Source organism: Thiobacillus sp. (assembly GCA_024235835.1).
GTDB lineage: Bacteria > Pseudomonadota > Gammaproteobacteria > Burkholderiales > Thiobacillaceae > PFJX01.
In genome coordinates this window covers 954,134-975,588 of the sequence record JACKLQ010000002.1, presented here as the reverse complement: position 1 = coordinate 975,588, position 21,455 = coordinate 954,134, and the positions used below count along the sequence as shown (strand labels likewise).

Below are 21,455 nucleotides of genomic sequence, written 5' to 3'. Positions count from 1 at the left end.
AGGGCTGAAGGTCAAGGCTTCTCGACGTCCCGCGCTTCCACATCCCGGATCGCATCGCGGAAGTCATCCACGTCCTGGAAGGCCCGGTAAACCGAAGCAAAGCGGATGTAGGCCACCTTGTCCAGGCGCTTGAGCTCGTTCATCACCAGGTCGCCGATGAGGCGGGCAGGCACTTCCTTCTCTCCCAGGGCCAGGAGTTTCTGCACCACCCGGTCGATGGCCTGTTCGGTGAGCTCCGTGGACACTGGCCGCTTGTGCAGGGCCTTGCGGAAGCCCTGTTCCAGCTTGCCGCGGGAAAACTCCTGACGCTCACCGGCAGCCTTAACCACCGCGGGGACGCGCACCTCGGCGGTTTCATAAGTGGTGAAACGTTTGTCGCAGGCCGCGCAACGGCGGCGGCGGCGAATGGACATGCCGTCCTCCGCCAGGCGAGTTTCCACCACCTGGGTGTCGATGGCGCCGCAGAAGGGACATTTCATCTGTGTAAAGCGTGAAATGCGAAACGTGAAATGTGAAATGTGAGCATGTTCTCCCACCTTTCACTTGAGCCGCACACCGGCGAGTCACATTTCACTTTTCACTCACTTTCCATAGACCGGAAACGCCGCCGTCAGCTTGGTCACCTCGCCCTTCACACGCTCGATGACCGCCTCGTCGTTGGGGGCGTCCAGCACGTCGGCCACCAGGTGGGCCAGTTTCTCGGACTCCAGCTCCTTGAAGCCCCGGGTGGTCATGGCCGGCGTGCCGATACGGATGCCGGAGGTGACGAAGGGCTTCTGGGGGTCGTTGGGGATGGCGTTCTTGTTCACCGTGATGTGGGCGCGGCCCAGGGCGGCTTCCGCTTCCTTGCCGGTGAGGTTCTTGGCCTGAAGGTCCACCAGGAATACGTGGCTTTCCGTGCGGCCGGAGACGATGCGCAAGCCCCGCTCGATGAGCACCTTGCACATCACCAGGGCGTTGGCGGCCACCTGCTCCTGGTATACCTTGAACTCCTTGCTGGCCGCTTCCTTGAAGGCCACCGCCTTGCCGGCGATGACGTGTTCCAGGGGACCACCCTGGAGGCCGGGGAAGATGGCGGAATTGAGCGCCTTTTCGTGCTCGGCCTTCATCAGGATGATGCCGCCCCGGGGGCCCCGCAGGGTCTTGTGGGTGGTGGAGGTGACCACGTCAGCGTGGGGCACCGGATTGGGGTACACCCCGGCGGCGATGAGGCCGGCGTAGTGGGCCATGTCCACCATGAAGATGGCGCCGATTTCCTTGGCGATCTTGGCGAAGCGGGCGAAGTCGATGCGCAGGGCATAGGCGGAGGCACCGGCGATGATCAGCTTGGGCTTATGCTCCCGGGCCTTGGCTTCCATGGCCTCGTAATCGATCTCTTCCTTCTCGTTGAGGCCGTAGGCAACGACGTTGAACCACTTGCCGGACATGTTCAGGGCCATGCCGTGGGTGAGGTGGCCGCCCTCGGCCAGGCTCATGCCCATGATGGTGTCACCGGGCTTGAGGAAGGCCATGAACACCGCCTGGTTGGCCTGGGAGCCGGAGTTGGGCTGCACGTTGGCCGCGTAGTTGTGTTCATTCGCGCCGAACAGGGCCTTGACCCGGTCGATGGCCAGCTGCTCCACCACGTCCACGTGCTCGCAACCGCCGTAGTAGCGCTTGCCGGGATAGCCCTCGGCGTACTTGTTGGTCAGCACGGAACCCTGGGCCTCCATCACCGCCGGGCTGGTGTAGTTCTCGGAGGCGATCAGTTCGATGTGCTCTTCCTGGCGGTGGGCTTCGGCCTGGATGGCGGCCCACAGTTCGGGATCGGTGGAGGCGATGGTCTGGCTGGCGGAAAACATGCTGGGGCCCAATAAAAGGAAGGAAACTGGGTAATTTTATCAGCCCGGCACCACGCAAATCACGCCGGCCGAGCACCTGAGCATGAATTCACATTCCCGCCCTGTGGCGACGGCCGGGTCAGGCAGGCTTCCCGTGCGAAAAGGCCGGGAAACCAACGGTTAAGGGACGCATCCGGGTCCGGAACGCTTACCCCTGGGTGGAGGGACAGTTGCCCCACCGCCTTGCCGCAAGCACCGAATCAGACCCGGAAGCCAGCCACCAACTCATTCAGGCGCATGGCCAGGCCGGATACCTGGGTGGCGTTCTGGCTGGTCTTCATGCTGGCTCGGGAATTGGTTTCCGTCATCTGCGCGATCTGCTCCACCCGTATCGCGACATCCCTGGCGGCTGAACTCTGCTCGCTCAGGGCAAGCTGGATCTCATTGACGGAACGCACCACTTCGGAGGCCCGATGTTCGATCTGCTCTATGGATTCGCCAGCACGATGCGCCAGTTCCTCACCCTGGCTGGCCCTGTTCACATCGGCCTCCATGGCTTCCACCGCCCGACGTGTGCCGCTCTGGATGCGCGTGATCATGTCGCCGATCTGCTGCGTGGAAGAAGAGGTACGCTCTGCCAACTTTCGCACCTCGTCCGCCACGACGGCAAAGCCTCTTCCCTGTTCCCCGGCACGCGCCGCCTCGATGGCCGCATTCAGGGCCAGCAGATTTGTCTGGTCGGCGATTTCCCTGATGACGTTGACAATGCCGCTGATCTCTGAAGACAGCCCACCCAGCTCCGAAACAATGGAGGAAGACTGCCGCGCACCCTCGGCGATGGAGGCCATCTCCTGGGCCGCGCTCCTGGTGACATCCCTGCCTTGCCTGGAGGCCTCGCCGGATAGGACGGCAAGATTGGTCGACTCGGTGGCATGTTCCCGCATCTGGTCAATGGACACGGATAGTTCTTCCATGGAAGCCGCCATACCGGAAGCGGACTCCGCCTGGCTGTGGCTGGCGTCCGCAACCTCGGAACTGGCGCCGGCCAGTTCGCCGGACATGTTCTCAAGCGCAACGGCACCCTCGCGCACCCGGGTCACCACGTCCCGAAGGCTGGACTGCATGGCAGCCAGGCCCCGCAGCAGTTCGCTGATCTCGTCCCGGCCCTGGGCCACGATAGGCTGGGCCAGGTTGAAGCCGGCAACGGCCTCCACCGCTTCCCGAGCCGCCCGCAGTTGCCTACTGAACCTGCGCTGCAGGTAGATGTTCACTGCCCCGACCCCGCCCAGGCAAAGCAACAGCAAGACCACGACCGTGATCATCAACCTGTTCGCCTGCTGCCTGGCCTGCTCGAAGGCTCCCTGGGCCACGCCCTCGTAATAGGGTACGAACTGTTCCAGCGGCTTGATCACCTGGCCATGCACCAGGGGCCAGTCGTCCTCCAGAATACTTTTCACGGTGGCCATGTCGTCGTTCTGGTAGGCCGCCAGCAGTCGTGCCATCAACTCATTCAGGCCTTTCATGCCGGCACGTATCTTGTCCAGGTTGGCCCGCTCTTCATCCGAGAAGGATTGGCCGGCCGCCGCGCTCTCGAAAGCCGACCAGGTCGCCGGAATGGCCTGCATCATCTCTTTCAGGTGGTTGGCCGACCCCACCGTAGGCAGCTGCTCCAGCGCCACCCCCGCAATGCGGAAACGCACCTCCTTGATATGGCGTTCCACGGTCTGGAGCTGAATCAGGGGGGAGACGGAGCGTTCATTGACTCCATTCAACTGGGCCGACGTATCCCGCGCCGCATGGATCGCCAGCCCCCCCAACACAAGCATGCCCACCAGGGTCACGACTGCCATCAGGACGAGCAGGCCTCGCAAACTGTGGATCATCTCCCTCTCCCCTTATGTTCCACCTTATTCCGTGGGGTAACTCTTTGCTTCCCAGGCCGGCAGTCCATCACGGAACCAGTTCACATTCTTGTAGCCCGCCTTGATGGATGCGGCTGCGGCCTTGTAACCGCGCCAGCAGGGTGAGCCGTTGCAATAGAACACCAGAACCTTGGCCTTGTCGGCCGGCAATTTGGAGAGGTCGAAGGAATCGGCGGGATCCAGCTTTGAAACCTTCTTGTGGGTCTCCTTGTAGACCACGCTGATGGCACCCTTGATGTGCTTGTCGGCGTATTCAGCTGCTACCCGGGCATCCACGAATACGGCGCCCTTGTCATGCAGCGCCTTGGCCTTCACGGCGTCCACCATGGTGCCGCCGGGAATGCTCTTGGGTGTCTCCTCGGCAGCCAGGGCGGGGGTAGTGGCCATGAAAGCCAGGGCAAAACAGGAAATCAGGGAATTAAAACGCATGATGTACTCCTCGTTATTTATCAGATCGACTGCTTGGTGAGCATTCACCAGGACAGGCACAAGGCTTATCGGAAACAACCCCGAAATACTTTAGGGTCTACGCATCAGAAGCACGGGGCCATAGAAATTCGTGAAAGGAGTTGCTGGCGATCCAAGCTGTATAACAAACGGGTTTTCATGTTTTGAAGATGAAATACACCGCACCCAGGAGGCACAAGCCCGCCCAAAGATAGTTCCAGGACAGGGGCTCCTTCATGTAAAGCACGGCGAAGGGGGCGAACACGGCAAGGGTGATGACTTCCTGGAGGATCTTCAGCTGGGGCAGGGTCATGGCCTGGTAGCCGATGCGGTTGGCGGGCACTTGCAACAGGTACTCGAACAGGGCAACGCCCCAGCTGGCCAGGGCCGCGATCCACCAGGGCTTGTCGTTCAGGTGCTTGAGGTGGGCATACCATGCCACCGTCATGAACAGGTTGGACAGGGCCAATAGCGCCACGGTCTGCAGCAGCACGGAGGGAAGGGACAGGATGGAAGGCATGGCATCTGAACCGGAAGGGTCGGATGACACCCATCATACCCAGAGCGGGGCCCACCCGAGGGCGGCGAATCCTGCTGCCTGAAGGGGTGAATTCCCTTGGAACGCCATGTCCTGAAGCAGGGCGGCGATGCCCCGCAGATGGGTCCCCAGGAACTGGTCCTCTACCAGATACATCCTGGTTGGGCCGCAGTACACTGATTCAGGCAGATTGAAGCATCCCGATCTCAGCCAAGGACAGGCGAGTGCGCCTGATCTCCGATCCTTATCACCAGGCAGGCCAGGAACCGCTCCACCGCCTGGGCAAGGAGTTCCGCCTCATCCAGCGCCATCGTTTCGTGGCGCTTCGCCGCCAGTTCGACACGCGCCGCAAAGGTGTGCAGTTCATCGGCCATGAGGTTGCCGCTCATGCCTTTCAAGCTATGGGCGGCGAAGGCCAGGGCCTCGAAATCACCATAGCCAGCGGCTTGCCGCAGCTTGCCGGGACTGTCTCCCTGGCTGTGCAGGGCCGTCCTGGCAAGTTTGTCGACGAAATCCCGCTTGCCTTTGAAACGGGCTTCCAGCTTGGCCCAATCGATGGTGAGGTCCATTTGATGCATCGCTTTCCTGTTTACTCCCCGTGCACCAAAGCGCAGCGGTAGTTGACACATGACCCCGGAAGCCCGCGCACGACCCATCCGGCTGGGCCATCGTTATTCTTCAGCGAATTCCCCAGGAACGCCTTGTGCCGGATTCTGTACTTTTTATCGACAAAATCGGCAAAAACTTTAATCCGCATCCACCTACGGGGCAAATCGCTCCAGGGCAGGCAAATGCCGGGCGGAGATCAACAGATTGCGGGGAGTCAGGGCACGGGCACAGAACTCGTAGACCCGCACCCGGTAGCCACGTCTTTCCAGGAATAGGGCCCGATCCAGCACCAGCCATAGCTCCAGTGGGCGGCGAAAGGCAAGGCGGACCAGGTCCAGGCGGCGCACCTCTGCCTGGCGATGCCATCCTGCCTCCTCGATTTCACCCCATTCTCCGTCGGCTGGGGCAGGCACTCCTTCCCGTCGACACATCCGTTCCATCCAGCCTCGGAACCCCAGGCCGAGCCAGCGGTCGGGCACCGGTTTGAAGGTCTTTTGCCGGGGTACGCCGGCCCCGGCACGCCATTCCAGGAAGGCAAGCTTCCAGGCCGCGGACATATCCGAGCGTCGGCGATCCCGTTGTCCGGCGGTGACGGTCTCGGTAACCGCCAGGTGAAGTTCGTCCCTGCTGAGGGACAGTCCCGCGTCATCGCACAGGGGAACGTAGCGGTCCGCCACGGTGCGGTAGTAGCAGCAGGGGGCCAGGTCCAGGGCAGGCGCCCCGGCGGCCGCCACGCCCCTCAGCAGCGCCAGGTGAAGGTCGCCGCAGGCATGAAGGGCCACGGCATGGCGGTCCGCCACATGAGCCAGAGCCTCGGGTGCCAGGGCATCACCGCATACGAAGTACTGGGCCAGGCCCTGGCGCCGGGCCAGGTCCACCCCCGCCTCAACCAGGTCCGGGCGGATCTCCAGGCTGGTGACCGGATGGGGCTGGTGCCAGGCCAGCAGGCGGCCCAGGTGGCCCTTGCCCGCGCACCATTCCAGCACGGGGTGGGCCACCTCCCCCATGCCCGCCACAAAGGCGGTGATCTGATCCTGCTTGCGCCCCGGCACATGGACCAGGAGGCGGCGCAGGCGGGGCGAGTCATCCACGACGGCCGTATCTGTCAGAGCCTGCACCCGAATCAGGCCGTGCAGGACATCCAGTACCGGCACATATTCCGCCAACAGGGCGATCAGGGCGTGGTTGTCTCCGGCAATCGCTTCGACATCCCCGTCAGCCAATTCCCGCAAGCGCGCTGCGAGGGCGGGGTGGCGCCCACACCAGGCGGGGCGGAGTTCATGGAATGGATTGGGTCTCCAGAAGTGAGCGTGTTCAGCGAGCACGTCGCCCAGGGCATGGAAGCGGACACTCAGGTCAAAGGCTCGCATGGCCCTGGGTAGCCAGGGCCCGCTCAGCCGCTTCGAGGGCTGAGGCGATGTCCGGCTGTGGCCCAACCGCCCCCAGATGCCCGGCCAAGCCTGAATGCTCCAGTTTAACGGTGATACGCTCGTTGGCCTCGCACAGGATCAGGGCTCCTCCCCGTTTGGCCAGGTGGCCTGCCATGCGCTCCAGGGCAGCCATGCCCGTGACATCCAGCAGCGGGACCCGGCCCAGGCGCACCACCACCACCTTCACATTGCCGCCGATGCCCATCAGGGTGTTCTCGAAGGTCTCCGCCGCGCCGAAGAAGAACGGCCCATCAATGGAGTACACCTGTACGCCTGGAGGCACCCCCACGGGGCAGGCGGTCTCGATCTCTTCCGTGTTCACCCCTTCCACCTTAACCGTTTCCGCCATGCGCTTCATGAACAGAAGCGCTGCAAGGATGACGCCCACGTTCACCGCCAGCACCAGGTCTGTAAACACGGTGAGAAAGAAGGTGATGAGCAGCACCGCCTTGTCGTTGCCCGGCGCGGTGCGGGCCAGATTTGCGAAATGGCGCCATTCGCTCATGTTGTAGGCCACCACGAAGAGGATGGCGGCCAGGCCGGCCAGGGGGATGTGGGCCGCCAGGGGGGCGGCGGCCAGGACGATGACGAGCAGCACCCCGGCGTGGGCCATCCCCGCCACCGGGCTGTCGGCGCCGTTACGCACGTTGGTGGCGGTACGGGCGATGGCACCCGTGGCGGCGAAACCGCCGAACATGGGCGAGAAGATGTTGGCCACCCCCTGGCCCACCAGCTCCTGGTTGGAATCGTGACGGGTGCCGGCCATGCCGTCGGCCACCACAGCAGACAGCAAGGACTCGATGGCCCCCAGCATGGCGATGGTGAAGGCTGGCCCGATGAGCTCCACCACCCGGGCCAGAGTGATGTCCGGCCAGTGGAACACCGGCAGGCTTGAGGGCACGCCGCCGAAGGCCGTGCCGATGGTGGCCACCCCTTCGAACTGGAACACGACCTGGGTCAGGGTCACCCCCACCATGGCCACCAGGGGGCCAGGAATGCTCCGGGGCAGCACCTTGGGGGTGAGCAGGGCCAGGGCCAGGCCCAGCAGGCCCAGCCCGGTGGTGGCCCAGTGGGGATGGGCCAGGGCCTGGGCCAAGTGAAGGAATTTCTCGTGGAAATGGGCGCCGACCGGCGCCGGCAGGCCGAAGAAGTCCTTCCACTGCCCCACGAAGATGATCACCGCGATGCCCGTGGTGAAGCCGACAATGACTGGCGTGGGGATGAACTTGATGATGCCCCCCAGCCTGGACAGGCCCATGGCCAGCAGGATCAGGCCGGCCATGAAGGTGGCGATCTGCAGGCCGTCGAAGCCGTGCTGCGCGGTGATGGCGGCCAGGATGACGATGAAGGCGCCGGTGGGGCCGGTGACCTGCACCCGGCTGCCCCCCAGGACTGCCGCCAGGAAGCCAGCGACTATGGCGGTATACAACCCAGCCTCGGGCGTGGCGCCACTGGCGATGGCGAAGGCCAGGGACAGGGGCAGGGCCACCACCCCCACCACCACGCCGGCCATGAGGTTGCGGGCAAGGTGGCGCCGGTTGAGCAATCCGGCGGCGGCGGCTTCCTGGAGGGCGATCATGCCCGGTCAAAACTCATTGCGAATACGCTTGTAGCCCTTCACCAGCTCCAGATTGGCCTGAGTCACGCTTTCGGAAAAGCCCGCCTGGTCCGGTGTTACTCGGGCGATGCTGGCCAGATCCTTGTCGGAATGGATGTTGGTGGTGGAGGGAATATAGAAGCCGGCCGGCACCTCGCAGCCCTCCACCACGGAGTTGTGCCGCACCACCGAGTTGCTGCCCAGCACGCAGTTGAACAGCACCGAGTTGAAACCGATGAACACGTTGTCGCCCACGGTGCAGGGGCCATGCACGATGGAACGGTGGGCGATGGAGGTATTGCGGCCGATGAACACCCCGCCTCCCGCCTTGCAATGGATCACCACGCCGTCCTGGATGTTGGAGCCGGCGCCGATGACGATGGGCTCCATATCGCCTTCTTCATTCACCTCGTCGGCGCGGATCACCGCGTAGGGACCGATGAAGACGTTTTCTTCCACGATGACCTTGCCGCAAAGGATGGCCGTGGGATCCACGAAGGAGGTGTCGTGCACTTGCGGCAGATGACCATTTGGGTTTCGTCGAATCATGGTTGCTCCAAAAATAAAAAGGCCGTGGCGGATTATCCGTCACGGCCCTGTTTAGGAGGAGACCTGGATTAAGGCTTGACCACCAGCACCGGGCAGGCCACCTGACCGATCACCCGCTCGGAAACGCTGCCCATGAGGATCTTCTTGAGGCCGGTGCGGCCATGGGAACCCATCACCACCAGATCGGCCCCGGTTTCACCCACCGCCCTGACGATAGCCTCATCCGGTTGCCCTTCCAGCACCTTGCCGTCCACTTGGAGGCCCATTTCGGTGAACTTGGCCACCTTGCTGTCCACGGCTTCCTGAGCTGCGTTCCGGCGGGTATCGCTATGACTGGAGGTCACCACGGACACCACGGTGATGGGCAGGCCGGACTGGCGGGCGATGTTGCCGGCGGCCTCGGCCGCCGCGACGCTGCACTCCGAGCCGTCCGTGGCCAGCAAGATGCGGTTGGACCACAGCTGACCAATCTGCGGCACCACCAGCACGGGGCAGGCGGCACGGCCGATGACCTTGACCGTGGCATCGCCCACGTGACTGCGGGCCAAACCCCGCTTTCCACGCCGCCCGATGACGATCATGTCCGCTCCAGCCTGGCTGGCGCCTTCGACGATACCCTCGGCGGGATCACCCGCCTTCAGCACGATCGTCGCGGCATCCTGGCCTGCCGCCGCGTGAAAGCTCAACAGCGCTTCCTGGGCCCGCTGGGCGGACAACTCTTCAAGATTGGGGACAAATGTCTCGAATTCCGGACTGTGGATGACCACCGACAAGCCGAATACCTCTGCTTGCAGACGTTGGCCATAAGCCAGGCCAACACGGATGGAACCATCAGAGTAAGCCGAGCCATCCGTAGCCACAACGATCTTGCGTACCTGGCCGGACTCGGCTAGCTGATTTCCGCTCATTTGCCGCCCTCCTCAATGGTAATCCCACCCTTACTTCCAACGGCCGCCGCGGCTTCCGCGCCCCGGGCGGCTTCCTTCTGTCTGTGCTCTCTCATGCCCTTGAGCAAGGAGGAGATGACAGTAAATGCACCGACAAACAGCGCCAGATAGAGAACGCCATCGCCGATGTATTTCAGTATTTGAGCAAGATCCGCGTCCAGGGGCTCGATCATGCCCATCTTGGAGAGGTAGCCGGGGATGTAGAAGAAGCGGGAGAACAACACCGTCAGCATGATCACCGCCATGGTGAACTTGACCTGATAGTCCTTCACGTAGGTGGTGCCGATGGCGCCTATCTGGATGCCGAACAGCGAGCCGAACAGGATCAGCATGGCCATGCGTATGTCCACCGCGCCTTCCATGCCGTAGAAGATGGTGCCGCCCAGGCCCATGACGAAGGCGATCACCAATTCCGTGGCGGAGGCCATGATGGCCGGCACGCCCAGGATATAGATCATGGCCGGCACACCCACGAAGCCGCCCACGGCGATGGCCGAGGCCAGGAAACCGGTGGCGAAGCCAATGGGCACCAGGAACAGCACGGAGAGTTCCGACTTGGCGGCGTGGGAGTAGATCATGGTGCCGGGGATTTTCACCGACTGCACCCATTTGGCAATTTTGGTCAGCCCCACGTTGTCCTGCTCTTCATCGGACATGTTCTTGAGCTTGCGGTAGTCCTTGAACACGAAGGTGCCGACGATGGCCAGGGTGATGATGAACATCACCGACACGTACAGGTCGGTGCCCACCGCGCCGAACGCGTTCTTGATGTCGGTCATCACGTGCTTGCCGAACAGCACGCCGGCCTCGGCGAACACGCCCAGCACCAGGCCCAGCTTCACGTCCACCTGGCCGTATTTGTTGCGCTTCACCGCGCCCACCAGGGCCTTGGGAAACTTGTGGCAGATGTTGGTGGCCACCGCCACCATGCCGGGGGCGCCCAGGGTCATCATGGCAGGGGTCAGCACGAAGGCGCCGCCGGAACCGATGAAGCCGGACACCATGCCGCCCACGAAGCCCACCAGGATGAGGATGATCGAGGTGGTGAGGTCCAGCTCGATGAAGTTGAAGAGTTCCATGCCGTGTTCCATCTCGAATCCTTATTTCTTGGCCTTCAGGCCCACCACGTCCCAGAACAGGCCGGTGAACAGGCCGTGCGTGTAGGACAGGGCGAAGGCCAGGGCGATGGGGGCGAACACGTACCACCAGGTGCCATCCACCAGGGTGCCGCCCTTTTCCGCGCACAGTTCCGGCGTGGGCTTGTTGTAGTAGTCGGTGCTCATGCCGTTCTGCACCACGCATGCATCCACGGTGGTGTGGGCAAGACGAATGAAATCTTCGGCATAAGTGAACAAGGCCCAGTACAACAGGGCGGTGAGGCCGCCCCAAAACAGGGTCTTGCCCAGACTGGCTTGGCTGCTGGCCATGATGACTCCGGACAAGTGAGGGTTGCTGAACGATTCGCGCCCACTAGACAAGACAACGCCCGTCAGGACGGGCGTCTGGTCAGGGCGTCGGTGACATGCTTGACGCAATCTTAACACAAGGACAGGAATATCCCTTTATTCGGCCAGGTTGCGTCAAGCGAGCGTCAATGGTGCGCCAAAGCCCTGTCCACGCCGTCGCCCCGCTGCCAAAATCCGGCCATGCATATCCTCGTCATCGAAGACAACCCGGACCTGGCCGCCAACGTGTGCGACTTTCTGGAGGCCAAGGGCCACTCCACGGATGCCGCCGGCGACGGCGTCACCGGCCTGCATCTGGCCGTCACCCAGGACTACGACGCCATCGTCCTGGACGTGATGCTGCCCGGCATGGACGGCTTCAGCGTCTGCCGCCGCCTGCGGGAGGACGCGCGGCGCGACACCCCGGTGCTCATGCTCACCGCCCGGGACGCCCTGGACGACCGGGTAGCCGGCCTGGAATGCGGCGCCGACGACTACGTGCTCAAGCCCTTCGCCCTGCGGGAACTTGAAGCCCGCCTCAAGGCCCTGGCCCGCCGCGCCCGGGGCGCCGCCTCCCCGGCCATCCTGCGGGCCGGGGACCTGGAGTTCGACCCCGCCCTCATGCGCGCCAGCAGGAGCGGCCGGGTGCTCAACCTGCCCCCCATCCCCCTGAAGCTGCTGGAAACCCTGCTGCGGGCCAGCCCCAGGGTGGTGAAGCGGGGCGAACTGGAACGGGCGGTCTGGGGCGACCAGCCACCGGATTCCGACGCCCTGCGTGCCCACATGCACGTCCTGCGCCACGCCCTGGAGGTCGACGGCGCACCGCCCCTGATCCATACCCTGCGGGGCATAGGCTACCGCCTGGCGGCGGAGCACTGAGCGGTGCGTTTCTCCCACAGCCTGCGCTCCCGCGTGGCCCTGGCCTTCGCCTCGGTGGGGGGCGGCGTGGCGCTGATCATCGCCATCGGCTTGCACATCGGGGTGCGGGACGCGGGCGAGCGGCTCATCGACGAGACCCTCAACGCCGAGATGCAGGACTACCAGGCCCGCCGTACCCGCAACCCCCATTCCGTGCCGCCGGCCACCATCACCCTGCGGGGCTTTGTCTCCCCCGCCACCGCGAACGACCCGCCCCCGCCGCCGGAACTGGCAGGCGTGGCGACGGGACGCCATACCCTGCGCCTGCAGGGCAGGCCTTACCGCCTGGCGGTATCGGACCATGGCGGGCTGCGCTACTACCTGCTCTACAACGAGGCCCTGTTCAGCGAGCGCCAGGCACGCCTCACCGCCTTCCTGGCGGGCTTCGTGGCCCTGATGATGCTGGTGTCCGGCGGCATCGCCTTCTGGCTGGCGGAACGGGTCATCGAGCCGGTGAAGGAACTGGCCCGCCGCCTGCGCCACATCGGCCCCACTTCCCCCCATGTCGACCTGGCCGCCGACTTCCCCCCGGACGAGTTGGGGGAACTGGCCCGGGCCTTCGAGCAGAGCCTGGACCGGGTGGCGGCCTTCATCGAACGGGAGCGGGCCTTCACCGCCGACGTGTCCCACGAGTTGCGCACCCCCCTGGCGGTGATCCGGGGCGCGGCGGAGGTACTGCTGGCGGACGAGACCCGGCCCGACAAGGAGCGCCAGCGCCTGGAGCGCATCGAGCGGGCCACCGCCGACATGGCCGACCTCACCACCGCCCTCCTGGCCATGGCGCGGGAGCGGGATGACGGCCGGCGGGACCCGGTGTCCGTGGCCGGCCTGCTCCAGGAAGCCCTGGACAAGCACCGCCACCTGCTCAAGGGCAAGGCGGTGGACGTGGTACTGGACATCCGCGCCCGCCCGGACCTGGTGGCGGACCCCAACCTGTTGTCCATCGTCCTGGCCAATCTGGTGCGCAACAGCTTCACCTACACGGAACGCGGCAGTGTCAGCGTGGGCCTGGACGAACACACCCTGAGCATCAGCGACACCGGCCTGGGCATCCCCCGGGAATCCCTGGACCGGGTGTTCCAGCGGCTGTACAAGGGCCGCCACAGCCAGGGTGCCGGCATCGGCCTGTCCCTGGTGAAGAAGATCTGCGACCGCTACGGCTGGCGCATCGAGCTCGACAGCATCGAGGGCCAGGGCACGCGCGCGGTATTGTCCTTCGCCTGACATTTCTGGCCGAGGCCACCCCGGCCCGGGGTGGCCTCGGCCCATGCCATGCCCGCTGGGTTAGTGGAGCTTCTTGATACCCAGCACCCCCAGCACGTATTTCTCGTACAGGGGCTCGGTGGTGCCCTTTTTCATCTTGCGGATGAAGTATTTCTCGAACGCCACCTTGGCCAGGTGCACCCACTTGCCCTCCTTGAACCAATTCACGTTGCGGGGCGGTATCTGGGGCAGAGCCACGAAGGCGGCACCGGTGTCGCCGAAGTCCGCCAGACAGACCGCGTTCCAGGTGGCCTTCTGGTCCGGCTCCTTGCCGTCCAGCACGGCGCGGATGTTGTGGGCCGTGGCGGTGACCATGGTCTCGATCATGTAGCCGGTCTTGGGCGTGCCGGTGGGTACCGGAGTCGCCTCCACGGGCGGGATGGCCACGCACACGCCCACCGAATACACGTTGGAGAACTTGGGGTTGCGCTGGTAGGGGTCGGCGACGATGAAGCCGCGCGGGTTGGTCAGGCCCTCGATGCCGAACACCGCGTCGATACCCTTGAAGGCGGGCAGCATCATGGAGTATCTGAACGGCAGCTCGTGCTCCTTCTTCACCTGGCCGTTCTCGTCATGCTCGGCCACATACATCCTGCCCGCTTCCACCCTGGTGACCTTGGCGTTGCAGATCCACTTGATGTGGCGGTGGCGCATGGCCGCTTCCATCAGGCCCTTGGAATCCCCCACGCCCCCCAGGCCCAGGTGGCCGATGTAGGGTTCGGCGGTGACGAAGGTCATGGGCACCTTGCTGCGGATGCGGCGCTTCCTGAGGTCGGTGTCCATGATCATGGCGAACTCGTAGGCCGGGCCGTAGCAGGAGGCACCCTGGACAGCGCCGACGACGATGGGCCCGGGGTCCTTCACGAAGCTCTCCCAGTTCTTGCCCGCCTCCACCGCGTGGTCCACGTGGCAGACCGACTGGGTGTGGCCCGCCGGCCCCAGTCCTTCCACCTCGTCGAAGGCCAGCTTGGGGCCGGTGGCGATGATCAGGAAGTCGTACTCCACCTGGCGCCCATCCGCCAGTTCGATGCGGTTCTGGTCCGGGTGCACCCGCTTGGCGCCGGTGTCGATGAAGGCGATGCCCTTCTTTTCCAGATAGGGCGCCACCGGCAGGGTGATGTCGTCCTTGGAACGCCAGTTCACCGCCACCCAGGGGTTGGAGGGGGTGAACTGGAAGAAGGAATGGTTGGAAATTACCGTGACCTTGTCCTGGGCGCGGGCCTGCTCGCGCATTTCGTAGGCCATGGTCATGCCGCCGATGCCGGCGCCGAGAATGACGATGTGTGCCATGTCGTGTTCCTTATTGAGTCGGGGTTGCCGGGTTACCAGACGAAGATGCGGGCCATGGCGTCCAGGCCTTCCTGGACGATCTTTTGCAGGTCCTCCGGGCAGTCTTCCCGCTCCATGGCGAAGGTGGTGTAGGCGGACAGGCTCTTCAGGGCGCAAGCCACCTTGGCCACTTCATCCGCCAGCTCCGGGGTCATGGCGACCTGGGGCTGCAATTTCCAATTCTTCTTGTCCGGCATCTCGTGCTCCGATCTGGGTAGAGGGGAGCCCTGCTCAGCAACCACCATGCCATCCCGTTCCCAGCGCCTATCCATGGGCGTCGGCGGGGAGAACCCCCGGGCGTTGGCCACCGAACATGTCAATTACGTCATGACACTGCTAGCATGTCGCCTGACATTCACGACAGGGCCCCCGCCATGCCCCACGTCCGGCTCCAGGACCTCATCGAAGCCCACGACCAGCCCTTCGTGGTCATCGACGACCAGTACCGTATCACCGCCGCCAACCAGCACTATTGCCAGGCCTACGGCGTGGCCCTGGAGGACATCCTCAAGCGCCGCTGCCACGAGGTCTCCCACCACTCGCCCCGCCCCTGCCACGAGAACGGCGAGGACTGCCCTCATCAGACCCTGTTCCGGACCGGCCAGGCCACCGTGGTGCTGCATACCCACTATCACGCCGACGGCGAGCCGGAGCGCACGCGCATCCGGGGCCACGCGATTCGTGGCGTCGACGGCGCCCTGTACCTGGGGGAGATCCTCTATCCCCTGGAAGTGGAGGCGGAACTGGGCTGCGAGGAGATGCGCATGGTGGGACACTCGCCGGCCTTCCTGGCCTGTGTGGACAACCTGGCGCGGGTTGCGGATTGCGAGGCCTCCGTCCTGCTCCACGGCGAGAGCGGCGTGGGCAAGGAACTGGCCGCCCGCTTCGTGCACGACCGCTCCCCCCGTGCCGCCGGGCCATTCATCGCCATCAACTGCGCGGCGGTGCCGGAACACCTGTTCGAGACGGAGTTGTTCGGCCACGAAAAGGGCGCCTTCACCGGCAGCACCGGCCAGAAGAAAGGCCTGTACGAACTGACTGACGGGGGCACCCTGTTTCTCGACGAAGTGGCCGAGATCCCCCTCGCCCTCCAGGCCAAGCTGTTGCGGGTGCTGGAGTCGGGGGAGTTCCGGCGCGTGGGCGGCACCACCCCTCTGAACGCCAACGTGCGCGTGGTGTCCGCCACCAATCGCGGCCTGCTGGGCATGGTGGATCAGAAGCGCTTCCGCCAGGACCTCTACTACCGGCTGGCGGGCATCGAAGTCACCCTGCCGCCCCTGCGGGATCGTCGGGAGGACATCCCCGCCCTGGCCGAGGCCTTGCTGGAGCGCATGGCCAAGAATGGCCGCGTGTTTCGCCTGGAGCGCGCCGCCGCCCAGCAATTGAAGCGCCATGACTTCCCCGGCAACGTGCGGGAACTGCGCAACCTGCTCCAGCGCGCCGCCCTCATGTCCCGGGACGGGATCATCCGGGAAAACGACCTCGCCCTGACCAATGCCGCGGCCGCGACGCAGACTCCCCGCCCGCCCCAGGCCACCCCCACCATCCCAGCCAAGCGCCTGGAAGACGTGGAGCGGGAGTACATCCGCGACCTGCTCGCCCAGCACGGCGGACACCGGCGCACCGTGGCCGCCCTGATGGGCGTGACGGAACGTACCCTGTACCGCAAACTGCAAAAACACCGCCTGGCCTGAAGGTTTGACGAAGACTTGACCGGGACTTGACGGAACGGTCACGAGGGAAAGCCCATGATGGGCGTCGCCCATCCACACGCCGCCCCTCCTCATGTCCCTGCCGTCCGTCAATAGTTTGCCCGCCTGGGCCCGCCCCTTCGTACCCTTCCTGTCCTGGCTGCCCAAAGTGAATCAAGCCAGCGTCAAGGCCGACGCCCTGGCCGGCCTCACCGGCGCCCTGGTGGCCCTGCCCCAGGGCGTGGCCTTCGCCACCATCGCCGGCATGCCGCCAGAATACGGCCTCTACGCCGGCATGATCCCGGCGGTCATCGCCGCCCTGTTCGGTTCCTCCTGGCACCTGGTGTCCGGCCCCACCACCGCCGCCTCCATCGTGCTGTTCTCCGTGCTTTCGCCCCACGCCGAGCCGGGCACGGCGGAGTATGTGAGCCTGGCCCTCACCCTCACCTTTCTGGTGGGCGTGATCCAGATCGCCATGGGCCTGGCCAAGCTGGGCAGCCTGGTGAACTTCATCTCCCATTCCGTGGTGACCGGCTTCACCGCCGGGGCGGCCATCCTCATCGCCACCAACCAGGTGAAGCACTTCACCGGCCTGGAGGTGGCCCGGGGGGCCTCCTTCGCCGACACCTGGGGCATGGCCTTCACCCATGTCGCCGGCATCGATCCCGGCATCTTCACCGTGGGCCTGGCCACCCTGTTGCTGGGCATCGCCGTGAAGCGCTGGTTGCCCAAATGGCCCTACATGATCGTGGCCATGCTGGGGGGCTCCGCCCTGGGGGTGGCCCTGACGGCCTGGAAGGGCTTCGCCCTGCCCACGGTGGGCGCCCTGCCCGCCAGCCTGCCGCCCCTGTCCGCCCCCGCCCTGGACGGGGACAGCATCCGCGCCGTGGCCTCCGGCGTGGTGGCCGTGACCCTGCTGGCCCTCACCGAGGCGGTGTCCATCGCCCGGGCCCTGGCGGCCCGCTCCGGCCAGCACGTGGACGGCAACCAGGAGTTCGTGGGCCAGGGCCTGTCCAACCTGTTCGGCAGTTTCTTCTCCGGCTATGTGGCCACCGGTTCCTTCAACCGCAGCGGCGTCAACTATGCCGCCGGCGCCAAAACCCCCATCGCCGCCATGCTGGCGGGCGTGTTCCTGCTGGTGCTGGTACTGCTGGTGGCTCCCTGGGCCCAATACCTGCCCAACGCCGCCATGGCCGGCATCCTGTTCCTGGTGGCCTGGGGCCTCATCGACTTCGACGAGATCCTGCACACCCTCAAGACCAACCGCATGGAAAGCGCCATCCTGGTGGCCACCTTCGCCGGCACCCTGTTCCTGACCCTGGAGGAGGCCATCATCATCGGCGTGCTCATGTCCCTGGCCATCTACCTGTCGCGCACGGCCAAGCCCAACGTGCGGGTACGGGCCCCCAACCCCCACGACAAGCGGCGCAAGTTCACCGATGCCAGCCACGCGCCCCAGTGCCCCCAGCTGCGCTTCGCCCGGGTGGACGGTTCCATCTACTTCGGGGCCGTGTCCCACCTGCGGGAGCAGATCGCCGACCAGGACCAGGCCATGCCCGGCCAGAAGCACCTGGCCCTCATCGCCCACGGCATCAACTTCATCGACAAGGAAGGGGCCGACTTCCTGGCCGAAGAGGCGGAACGCCGCCGGGGCCTGGGGGGCAGCCTGTCCCTCATCCGGGTGAAGGACACGGTGCAGGAGCAACTGGCGGAAAGTGGCGCCCTGAAGGCCATCGGCGGCGCCAACCTGTTCGACTCCAAGACCGAGGCGGTGCGGGAACTCCACCGCCGCCTGGACCCGGCGGCCTGCCGCACCTGCAAGGTGCGCATCTTCCGGGAGTGCAGCACCCTTCCGGAGGAGGCGGCGCCGACCCTGCCCGCGGGAGCCGTGCATGCATGACCACGAGGCGGGCAAAACCCCCGCCATGCATAGCGGGGTGAGCGGGGCAACTGTTGAGTCCGGGGCCGCCAGGCACCGCTCCGTACCGTGGGAAGCCCCTGGCCCTCACGCCGGGGAGCTGCACTATCGTCGCATCCTGGCCCTGGTGGATTTCTCCGACACCGGCGCAGCCGTCGCGCGCCGCGCCCTCAACCTGGCCCGCCTGGAAGGGGCCGAGTTGGCCTTCCTGCACCTGATCGATCCCGATCCCAGCCTGGACGGCGGTTATCCGCCCCCCACCCGCAAGGAACAGGAACAGGGCTTCGAGCAGGCCGCCCTGCGCCGCCTGAGGTTCCTGAGCGCCAACCTGGGGGCCGACCGCGCCGAACTGCTGGCCCGCCACGGCCAACCCGCCCACAGCTTTGCCGCCTGCATCGCTCACTGGCAGCCTGACCTGGTGGTGGCGGGGGACGACCCGGGATACCTGGGCGGTCGCCACGATCTGCTGACCCTGGGCCGCAAACACCGCAATACGGGTGGACTCAAACAACTGCTGCGCTGGTTCATGGTCCCGGCCGGTCTGTTGAGCGGGGCGTAACGGGCCGGGAAGCCCCGCTTGTCTCCGAGAGGAATTTTGTCCGGCCGGTGCAGGGCGTATCCCGGATGATCCATTCGGCATCCTCGCGGTCCCGGTAGGAGCGCCGCTCGCGGCGCGAAGCGTGGGTTCGGCCCGCAAGCGGGCCTCCTGCCGCCTCATTGGCGATCCGGGCTTTTTGCTCCAACCGCACGGGGGGCAGGCGGGCGCTGACAAACCCATGTGGTATAGATAGGCCCGCTTGCCTTCGTTCCCGCCGTTGCCATGCCCCAACACCACCACACCACCCTGCGCGACTTCCACACCCGCAACCTGCTACTGGACGCCGGCAGCCCGGCGGAGTTCCGGCTGAAGCTGCTGAACTACTTCGAGAAGACCTACGACCTGTTCGAGCGCCTGTTCGACAGCTTCGCCAGCGACGACACCTTCCACGTGCAGCCGGAACCCCTGCGCCATCCCCACATCTTCTACTTCGGCCACACCACCACCTTCTACATCAACAAGCTGAACGTGGCGAAGCTCATCGACTTCCGCATCAATCCGGTATTCGAGGCCCAATTCGCCATCGGCGTGGACGAGATGAGCTGGGACGACCTCAATGCCAGCCATTACGACTGGCCCGGCGTGGAGGAAGTGCGGGCCTACCGGGCCCAGGCCAGGGAAGTGGTGAAGGAAGTGATCCGCACCGTCCCCCTCACCCTCCCACTGGGCTGGGACGACCCTCTCTGGGCCGTGCTCATGGGCATCGAGCACGAGCGCATCCACCTGGAAACCTCCTCCGTCCTCATCCGCCAGACGGATCTCAAGCACCTGAAGCACGACCCCTTCTGGACCGTGTGCCCCAACAGCGGCGAGGCCCCCGTCAACCACCTGCTGCCCGTGCCCGGCGACCAGGTGATCCTGGGCAAGGCCCGGGACCACAACCAGTATGGCTGGGACAACGAGTACGGCCACCACATGGCGGACGTGGAGCCCTTCAAGGCCAGCCGCTACCTGGTGAGCAACGGCGAGTTCCTGGAGTTCATGGAAGCCGGCGGCTACCGGGAGGCCCAGTGGTGGAGCAAGGAAGGCCAGGCCTGGCTGGCCTACAGGAAGCCCGAGCACCCGGTGTTCTGGGTCAAGCACGCGGCCAACCACAACAGCCACGGCGACAACGGCATCGAGTGGCGTTACCGCGCCCTGCTGAAGGAAATCCCCATGCCCTGGGACTGGCCCGTGGACGTGAACTGGCTGGAAGCCAAGGCCTTCTGCAACTGGAAGGCCGCCGTCACCGGCAAGTCCATCCGCATGCCCACGGAGGACGAGTGGACTTGCCTGCTGAACCACAGCGGCATCCCGGACGAGCCTTACTGGGGCGAGGCCGGCCAGGCACCGGGCAACATCAACCTGGAGCACTGGGCCTCCAGCTGCCCCGTGGACCACTTCGAGTTCCGCGACGGCTTCTGCGACGTGGTGGGCAACGTCTGGCAGTGGACCGAGACCCCTATCGACGCCTTCCCCGGCTTCCAGGTCCATCCCTGGTATGACGACTTCTCCACCCCCACCTTCGACAACAAACACAACCTCATCAAGGGCGGCAGCTGGATCAGCACGGGCAACGAAGCCAACCGCCATTCCCGCTACGCCTTTCGCCGCCACTTCTTCCAGCACGCTGGCTTCCGTTACGTGGAGGCGGGGCCCAACCCTTATCACGCGCTCGTTGAACAATCCCACGCGGGGTTTTACGAAACCGACCCCCTGCTGGCCCAGTACTGCGAGTTCCACTACGGCAAGGAATACCTGGGTGTGCCCAACTACCCCAAGGCCTGCGCCGACCTCTGCCTGGAGGCCATGGCGGACAAACCCAGGGGCCGGGCCCTGGACATCGGCTGCGCCACGGGCCGGGCCAGCTTCGAGCTGGCCCGGGCCTTCGAGCACGTGGACGGCGTGGATTTCACCGCCCGCTTCGTTCGCCTGGCCCTGTCCCTCAAGGAAACGGGTCAGATCAGCTATGAACTGCCCATGGAGGGGGAAATCACGGAACAGCGCACCATCCGCCTGAAGGACCTGGGTCTGGCGGACAACGGGCTAACAGGCCTCGCCACCAAGGTGGATTTCTGGCAAGGGGACGCCTGCAACCTGAAACCCCTGTTCACCGGCTACGACCTCATCTTCGCCGGCAACCTCATCGACCGGCTCTACAGCCCCCGTCGCTTCCTGGAGCAGGTACAGGAACGCCTCAACCCGGGCGGCCTGCTGGTGCTCACCTCGCCCTACACCTGGCTGAGCGAGTTCACGGCTAAAGAAGAATGGCTTGGGGGCTTCCAACGCCACGGCCAGCCTGTCACGACCCTGCAGGGCCTCCACGAAGTGCTGGATGCCCATTTCCGCTTGGTGGGCGAACCCCGCCAGATTCCCTTCGTGATCCGGGAAACCGCTCGGAAATACCAGCACACCCTGGCAGAGATGACGGTATGGGAAAAAAGGTAGGACGGCT

At 65.0% G+C, this 21,455-nt stretch carries 20 protein-coding genes; 6 read left to right on the top strand and 14 right to left on the bottom strand.

Features of this window, described 5'->3' with window-relative positions; all coding sequences use genetic code 11:
• Positions 1-11: 11 nt before the first annotated feature.
• The 12 genes from nrdR to H6935_12820 all read right to left on the bottom strand — a co-directional run bounded on the left by nrdR (position 12) and on the right by H6935_12820 (position 11,286).
• Positions 12-479 (bottom strand): transcriptional repressor NrdR, encoded by a 468-nt coding sequence (gene nrdR, locus H6935_12875; protein ID MCP5279241.1) that lies wholly within the window; start codon positions 477-479, stop codon positions 12-14.
• 102 nt (positions 480-581) lie between these two features.
• Positions 582-1,841 (bottom strand): serine hydroxymethyltransferase, encoded by a 1,260-nt coding sequence (locus H6935_12870; GenBank protein MCP5279240.1) that lies wholly within the window; start codon positions 1,839-1,841, stop codon positions 582-584.
• A 239-nt stretch (positions 1,842-2,080) separates the two neighbouring features.
• Complete coding sequence (locus H6935_12865; protein MCP5279239.1) at positions 2,081-3,703, bottom strand: methyl-accepting chemotaxis protein; 1,623 nt, start codon at positions 3,701-3,703, stop codon at positions 2,081-2,083.
• Positions 3,704-3,727: 24 nt separating this feature from the next.
• A complete protein-coding gene (locus H6935_12860; GenBank protein MCP5279238.1) occupies positions 3,728-4,171 on the bottom strand; it encodes a rhodanese-like domain-containing protein in 444 nt (147 codons plus the stop codon).
• Positions 4,172-4,346: 175 nt separating this feature from the next.
• Complete coding sequence (locus H6935_12855; GenBank protein MCP5279237.1) at positions 4,347-4,709, bottom strand: DMT family protein; 363 nt, start codon at positions 4,707-4,709, stop codon at positions 4,347-4,349.
• Between the two features lie 224 nt (positions 4,710-4,933).
• Entirely contained in the window at positions 4,934-5,296 is a 363-nt protein-coding gene (locus H6935_12850) for an Hpt domain-containing protein (protein ID MCP5279236.1), read from the bottom strand.
• A gap of 192 nt (positions 5,297-5,488) precedes the next feature.
• Positions 5,489-6,706: a methyltransferase gene (locus H6935_12845; protein MCP5279235.1), complete on the bottom strand. Its 1,218-nt coding sequence runs from the start codon at positions 6,704-6,706 to the stop codon at positions 5,489-5,491.
• Positions 6,693-8,345: an STAS domain-containing protein gene (locus H6935_12840; protein ID MCP5279234.1), complete on the bottom strand. Its 1,653-nt coding sequence runs from the start codon at positions 8,343-8,345 to the stop codon at positions 6,693-6,695. The genes H6935_12845 and H6935_12840 overlap by 14 nt, the downstream gene beginning before the upstream one ends.
• A gap of 6 nt (positions 8,346-8,351) precedes the next feature.
• A complete protein-coding gene (locus tag H6935_12835; GenBank protein ID MCP5279233.1) occupies positions 8,352-8,912 on the bottom strand; it encodes a carbonate dehydratase in 561 nt (186 codons plus the stop codon).
• A gap of 68 nt (positions 8,913-8,980) precedes the next feature.
• Positions 8,981-9,820, bottom strand: a complete 840-nt coding sequence (locus tag H6935_12830) for a universal stress protein (GenBank protein MCP5279232.1) — start codon at positions 9,818-9,820, stop codon at positions 8,981-8,983.
• Positions 9,817-10,938: a sulfite exporter TauE/SafE family protein gene (locus tag H6935_12825; protein ID MCP5279231.1), complete on the bottom strand. Its 1,122-nt coding sequence runs from the start codon at positions 10,936-10,938 to the stop codon at positions 9,817-9,819. Before H6935_12825 ends, H6935_12830 begins: the two co-directional genes overlap by 4 nt.
• Before the next feature lie 21 nt (positions 10,939-10,959).
• On the bottom strand, positions 10,960-11,286 hold the full coding sequence (locus H6935_12820) for a hypothetical protein (protein ID MCP5279230.1): 327 nt from the start codon (positions 11,284-11,286) through the stop codon (positions 10,960-10,962).
• A 219-nt stretch (positions 11,287-11,505) separates the two neighbouring features.
• On the opposite strand from H6935_12820, the gene H6935_12815 reads away from it, so the two are divergent.
• Positions 11,506-12,183: a response regulator transcription factor gene (locus H6935_12815; GenBank protein ID MCP5279229.1), complete on the top strand. Its 678-nt coding sequence runs from the start codon at positions 11,506-11,508 to the stop codon at positions 12,181-12,183.
• Between the two features lie 3 nt (positions 12,184-12,186).
• Positions 12,187-13,446, top strand: coding sequence for a HAMP domain-containing histidine kinase (locus H6935_12810; GenBank protein MCP5279228.1), 1,260 nt, complete (start codon positions 12,187-12,189; stop codon positions 13,444-13,446).
• Between the two features lie 60 nt (positions 13,447-13,506).
• Here the strand turns inward: H6935_12810 and H6935_12805 are convergent, their stop codons facing one another.
• Positions 13,507-14,775, bottom strand: a complete 1,269-nt coding sequence (locus H6935_12805) for an NAD(P)/FAD-dependent oxidoreductase (protein MCP5279227.1) — start codon at positions 14,773-14,775, stop codon at positions 13,507-13,509.
• Between the two features lie 32 nt (positions 14,776-14,807).
• Positions 14,808-15,011: a hypothetical protein gene (locus tag H6935_12800; protein ID MCP5279226.1), complete on the bottom strand. Its 204-nt coding sequence runs from the start codon at positions 15,009-15,011 to the stop codon at positions 14,808-14,810.
• A 177-nt stretch (positions 15,012-15,188) separates the two neighbouring features.
• Between H6935_12800 and H6935_12795 the strand changes: the two genes are divergently transcribed.
• The 4 genes from H6935_12795 to ovoA all read left to right on the top strand — a co-directional run bounded on the left by H6935_12795 (position 15,189) and on the right by ovoA (position 21,448).
• Entirely contained in the window at positions 15,189-16,508 is a 1,320-nt protein-coding gene (locus tag H6935_12795) for a sigma 54-interacting transcriptional regulator (GenBank protein ID MCP5279225.1), read from the top strand.
• A 91-nt stretch (positions 16,509-16,599) separates the two neighbouring features.
• The gene (locus H6935_12790) at positions 16,600-18,405 is read left to right on the top strand and encodes a SulP family inorganic anion transporter (protein ID MCP5279224.1); all 1,806 of its coding nucleotides are present in this window, start codon (positions 16,600-16,602) and stop codon (positions 18,403-18,405) included.
• Positions 18,398-18,982 (top strand): universal stress protein, encoded by a 585-nt coding sequence (locus H6935_12785; protein MCP5279223.1) that lies wholly within the window; start codon positions 18,398-18,400, stop codon positions 18,980-18,982. The genes H6935_12790 and H6935_12785 overlap by 8 nt, the downstream gene beginning before the upstream one ends.
• 261 nt (positions 18,983-19,243) lie before the next feature.
• On the top strand, positions 19,244-21,448 hold the full coding sequence (ovoA, locus tag H6935_12780; GenBank protein MCP5279222.1) for a 5-histidylcysteine sulfoxide synthase: 2,205 nt from the start codon (positions 19,244-19,246) through the stop codon (positions 21,446-21,448).
• Positions 21,449-21,455: the final 7 nt, after the last annotated feature.